The sequence below is a fragment of the Candidatus Zixiibacteriota bacterium genome (assembly GCA_022865345.1).
GTDB lineage: Bacteria > Zixibacteria > MSB-5A5 > MSB-5A5 > RBG-16-43-9 > RBG-16-43-9.
Genome location: JALHSU010000186.1, coordinates 1 through 5,692 on the forward strand (window position 1 = coordinate 1; position 5,692 = coordinate 5,692).

Consider the following 5,692-nt stretch of genomic DNA (forward strand, 5'->3'; position numbering starts at 1 on the left):
CCCTAAGGTGAAATCGTGCCCTGCTCCGATTGCCATATTCATGCTTGCCTTATAGTGGTCATTCCCACCCGCATCATACAAAACCCCGCAGCCGAAATGCGCGCCGCTTCCCTGGACATACCAGACTCCGTTATAACTATCATTCCCTTTTTCATCCCACAAAATTCCCAGAGCATACCAGTAAGCGCACCCCTGGGCAAAAAGCCCGGCAGAATACCGGTCATCTCCCTCCATATCTATCAGCATTCCTATACCTCCTGCCCAGGAATGACCATCTACAAAATCTGCTCTTCTACCAAAACCTACTCCCTGAGCCATAGAATCATTATGCTCTTTGGTCTGAGCAGACGGAAAATCTATCTGGGTATCATTAGAGTTATATTGATCATTTCCTTTAGAGTCAATCAAAGTCCCGATACCTTTGGTGTATCCAAAACCCTGAGAACAGAGAAATGTGTTGTAAGTATCATTTCCTTCCAAATCTGACAATATTCCAATACCGAATTGTCCAGAACCCTGGGAAGAGGTATAAGAATCATAAGTCTCATCCCCTTCATAATCCACTAAGACTCCTACTCCAAAACATCCAGCCCCCTGAGAGAGATTAACTGCCTGATATTCATCTTTCCCCTTCATATCCACTAAGAATCCGTAGCCGAAGGCACCTGCTCCGAAGGAAGGTTTGGTCTTATTGGTTGAAAGGTATTTATCATTACCTGATTTATCTATCAAAATCGAAATGGGATAAGAATAAGACCGGTTTGCGCCCCCGCTTTCATAGGAATCATCCCCGCTCAAGTCTATGATTATGAAATAGTCTGCCTCAGGATAATTATCATCTGTGCCATTTGAGATTATTATCTTGCCCAGAGGGGTATTGTAAGAGAAATTAAATTTCTTGTCTGTCGTAAAATTATAGAGACTGTCTTTTACGAAGTCAACTGCCCCGGCTAAATCCTCAGCTCCGGTATAAAGGTATTTATAATCAACGTAGTGCAGAAAATCGTAAAACTCCGGGGTTGATAGGTCCTCATCTGAGCTTAAAAGCCTGGTGGATTGGTCAAAGAGCTTCTCCATATCAAATTTTTTCTCCGCCTTCTCGAAAGCTAAATTTCTCCATTTCAAAGCATCTAAGGAGGCATAAATTAAAAGAGCCACCTGTTGGGAGATCTCCCCTGGAACTTCTTGAGTCATCTTTTTCAACTTTTTGGCTTCGCTGGAGGAGAGTTTTTTGCCCATCTTAATAAAAAGGGAGTCGATGGATTCATAAAGCGCATCCTTGCCTTTAATCTTCTTCAGATTCTCCTGCAGAGGGTCTCCGACAAGACCTCTTCTCACCCCTTCATCTATTCTCAAAGAGGCAAACCCGATAAGATTTCTTAAGGAGCGTGAATTTGAGGCTAAATAGTTTTTGAAATTCGAGGTGTAATAAGGGATTTTGAAAAAGTTCTGGTGATATAAGGTGAAAAGCGGCAGCAAAAATTCATCCCCTCCGAAATTGGACATATCGTAATAATCAAATTTCAGAGTCTCCTTGGTCAAACCCACTGCTTTTAGAGCCTTTTCAAATGGGTCTTCTTTTTCACCTGCAAAATTTGTGGAGATAAAAATGAGTAATAAAACCACGAGAATGAACCAAACTGATTTTTTCATAAACACCTCCTGAGGATTTGTTTTATTAGCCAAAATAACCTTCTAACTGGGTTATGTCAAATTCAATTATATGCGGTAGGACCACGGCAGGTCGTGATCCTTTGGGTGATTTTTTTGTAGGGACAGAATCCACCTCAGGCGGATTCTGTCCCCCATACTTGCTGTCAATTATTTATGAGCTATTTAAGTTGACAAATAAAGAATTAATTGCTATACTTTTTAAAACTTTTAAGCTCTTTTTGATATGAAAGTGCAAAAGTGGTTTATTCTTATTCTTCGCCTTTTAGTTATAGTAATTTTCTGGCTAAAAGAACCTCTCCGGGCCTGGTTTGCTCAGCTTGCTATTTATAGAAATCCAGCCTTGTCCATAGGCGCTTTTTTTCTGGCAGATTTTTTCAAGAGAACAAATTACGAAAAATGAGAGGTAAAAAAATAATATATATCCAAACAGACATATAGAGAACTTTATGCTTACCACGAAAGGTATTCTTACCTACTTTATTATCATCACGATTGTAGCTTCGTGCTCTCTGCTTTTGGCTCGTACTTCGAGCAGTGCCTCTATCGCTGACATTGTGGAAAAAACCGCTCCTAGTGTTGTTGTAATTGTCGTTTACGACATAACAGGAGTAGAAAAGGGACAAGGAAGTGGTTTTTTTATTGCTGACAAAGGCATTATAATTACCAACGCTCATGTTATGAAAGACGCGTACTCTGCAGAGGTCTTCAGTGAATCCAACTATTACGATGATGTCGCTATTCTTAGTCGGGATGAAAAACTTGACCTTGCATTGATCCAAGTTAGGGCAACTGAGGAGATTCCTCTCGAATTTGATTTTGAGTATGAGATTAGGCCTGGCGAGAGAGTGGTTGCAATCAGCAATCCACTTGGCCTAGAGAAAACTGTTTCAGATGGCTTGATTAGTGCTGTTCGCTCATATGGAAATGAGATAGAAGTTATTCAGACAACTGCGCCAATTTCGCCGGGTAGCAGTGGAGGTCCCTTGCTGAACACGAATGGAAAAGTCATTGGAATAACAGCAGCGACTATTGCTGAAGGCCAGAACATTAATTTTGCGATTAGCATACGTACGATTAAATCGTTTCTTCAAAGCCCTGGTAAAATAGAGTATCTACATCCCCCAAAGTCCAAGGTCTGGTTTCGGTGGCTCTTAAAGTGGGTCGGTACTGTGATCCTTGGATTGATCGCTCTATTTTTCGGTGGAGGATGGTGGCTCATCTTAATCGTCGTCTTTGTGATCCTGGCGGTTTACTGGCTATTTCGTCGTCTTTTATCCTTCTTGCTTTGGACCGTAAGACTTCTTAAGAAAAAAGCGTCAAGTTCTTTGAGTCAGCGGTCTTCCTATGGACCAATCGACCCAAAACTACGGACAAAAACTAATAACGAGAAGTTGGATATCGAACTAAGTTCGTCAAATGAAATAGGTCACAAAGAGGACGAATCTATCAAAGAAAGACTTGAAGAATTACGAGAGCTCATACGTTACCATCAACACAAATATTATGTGGAAGACGCTCCAGAAATTGCAGATTTTGAATATGATCTGCTGAAGGCGGAACTAAAATCCATTGAACAGATGCACCCAGAGCTTAAAACTCCAGATTCGCGGATAAAAAGCGGTGGCATACAATCTTCTTCCGCTGAGTCGGGCAAACCCTTCTATTGTTGGAGATGTGGCACTCAATTACGTGCAGATTCTAGTATGAATGAATACACAGTTGAATGTCCTAATTGTGGTGCGGAACTCGAAGTACCAGGAGTCGCCGAGACCAACGACTCAATGAAGTTCGACAAAGCCAGAGGTCCAGATCCCGGCACTATAGAACTTGGCAAACCCACATTGCCTTATGGAGCTAAAAAGATAGCTCTATTAGATAGACATAAGTCGCTTGTGGAATCTGTCGTATTCAGCCCCGATGGAGACTTGCTGGCTTCGGGGAGTGCAGACAAAACAATAATATTATGGGACATTGAAGCTAGACACGATATAGCAACACTATATGGTCATAATGACCCAGTAGCATCAGTGTCTTTCAGTCCTGACGGAAAACTGCTTGCCTCGGGAAGCTGGGACAATACAATAAAGATATGGGATGTTGAGACTGGAGAAGAGATAGCGACTTTTTTGGGACATTCAAAGTGGGTGGAATCTGTTGTCTTCAGTCCTGATGGTAGACTGCTTGCATCGGGGAGTTCAGACAATACTATAAAGTTATGGGATGTCGTTAAAAGAAAAGAGATTATGACATTAAGAGGACACTCCCAACTTGTACAATCCGTTGCCTTTAGTCCTCAAGGTGAACTTATAGCCTCGGGAAGTGTTGATAAGAGGGTCAAGCTGTGGTCTGTGGAAGAACGAAAGTGCTTAGCCACCTTTATTGGACATACTGGTGAGGTAAGGTCAGTCGTTTTCAATCCTACTGGTAGATTACTTGCGTCAGCGGGCTTTGATGAGTTGATAAGGCTTTGGGATTTAGAGACAAAAAGCCAGACAAATACGTTAAAGGAGGATGCACCTATAATATTTTCTGTTGCCTTCAGTCCTGACGCAAAATTGCTCGCTTCGGCAAGCCTAGACAATACGATAAAATTATGGGAGGTGGAAACACAACAGAGATTAGTAACCCTAAAGGGACACTTAAAATGGGTGGAGTCGGTTGCCTTTAGTCCTGATGGAAGACTACTTGCTTCAGGAAGTGGAGATAATACAATCATTATATGGGAGCTCACCTCGAAAAAGTTGCAGGAATTACTACAGGATACCGAGACGCAAAACCTGCAGGATAAAAAGCGCATTCTTTTGATTGATGATGATGAGAAAATCTTAGGCTTGATTTTAGATAGTCTTCGTGCCATTGGAAAGTATGAGGTTCTCACTGCAAAAGATGGAGAGGATGGGTTACAGGTGGTTCGCGAAAAGGGCGAGTTAATAGACCTTGTGATTACTGACTGTAACCACCCAAAGATTGATGGCATCACAATGAGTAAGATTATTAAAGAGGAATATCCAGATATACCAATAGTTATGCTGACAGGATATTACAGTGCTGTAAAACTCAGGGTACCTGAAGGCATTTTTTTCAAAGTTCATCCTAAACCAATTCGAATAAAAGAATTGGAAGAAATCATAAAGGCTGCAATAAAGTCAAACCCTTACAGAAAATAACTCCTCTGTCTTTCTACCTGTAAGTATTTTAGCACCATCTGCTTTCTCTTGAGCTAACTTGTCTAAAGTCTTCACGAAAAATTCAATCGAGACTCTTTCAGATGAAGCAAATTGCAGACGAATACTCAGAGTAGGATTTGGAACACTAAATCCAATTATATTTAGATTGACAAAAGTAAAGCTCTATAGTATAATTTTTCAAAAATAACTCTTTCTTCGATAAAAAAATGCGTTTTATTGCAGATTTTCACATTCATTCCAAATACAGCCGGGCGACCTCTCCGGAGATGGAGGTTGAGTCTCTATCCAAGTGGGCGGAGATAAAGGGTATCTCGCTTCTGGGAACCGGGGATTTTACCCATCCGACTTATCTTTCTGAATTGAAAGAGAAGTTAGAGCCTCTGGGGAATGGGCTTTTTCAACTAAGGAGTAAAAAAAACTCGGTTAAATTCATCCTTACCGCAGAGTTGAACAATATCTTTCACCAGGGTGGCAGGCTAAGGAAAATTCATAATATCATCTTTGCCCCGTCCTTTGAGGTGGTTGATAAGATCAACAAGAAGTTAGCGAATTTAGGGAAACTGGAAGCAGATGGCAGACCTGTATTTACTTTCTCAGCTAAAGATTTGGCAAGACTTATTTTAGGGACTTCACAGGAGTGCCTGATTATTCCTGCACATGCCTGGACTCCCTGGTTTTCCATCTTCGGGGCAAATTCAGGTTTTGACTCGATAGAGGAATGTTTTGGGGAATATTCCAAGTATATTTATTCCATCGAGACCGGGCTTTCATCTGACCCCCAGATGAACTGGAGATTGTCAAAGCTGGATAGGATTACTTTGATCTCAAAC

General features: G+C 41.3%; 3 protein-coding genes. 2 read left to right on the plus strand and 1 reads right to left on the minus strand.

The genetic code is table 11. The features are described from left to right. Nucleotides 1-1,653 (minus strand): hypothetical protein (locus MUP17_09070; protein MCJ7459127.1); only part of this gene is annotated, 1,653 nt, incomplete at its 3' end. Nucleotides 1,654-2,228: 575 nt separating this feature from the next. Between MUP17_09070 and MUP17_09075 the strand changes: the two genes are divergently transcribed. Both MUP17_09075 and MUP17_09080 read left to right on the plus strand, forming a co-directional pair. Next, nucleotides 2,229-4,841 (plus strand): trypsin-like peptidase domain-containing protein, encoded by a 2,613-nt coding sequence (locus tag MUP17_09075; GenBank protein ID MCJ7459128.1) that lies wholly within the window; start codon nucleotides 2,229-2,231, stop codon nucleotides 4,839-4,841. A 227-nt stretch (nucleotides 4,842-5,068) separates the two neighbouring features. Then, nucleotides 5,069-5,692 (plus strand): endonuclease Q family protein (locus MUP17_09080; protein ID MCJ7459129.1); only part of this gene is annotated, 624 nt, incomplete at its 3' end.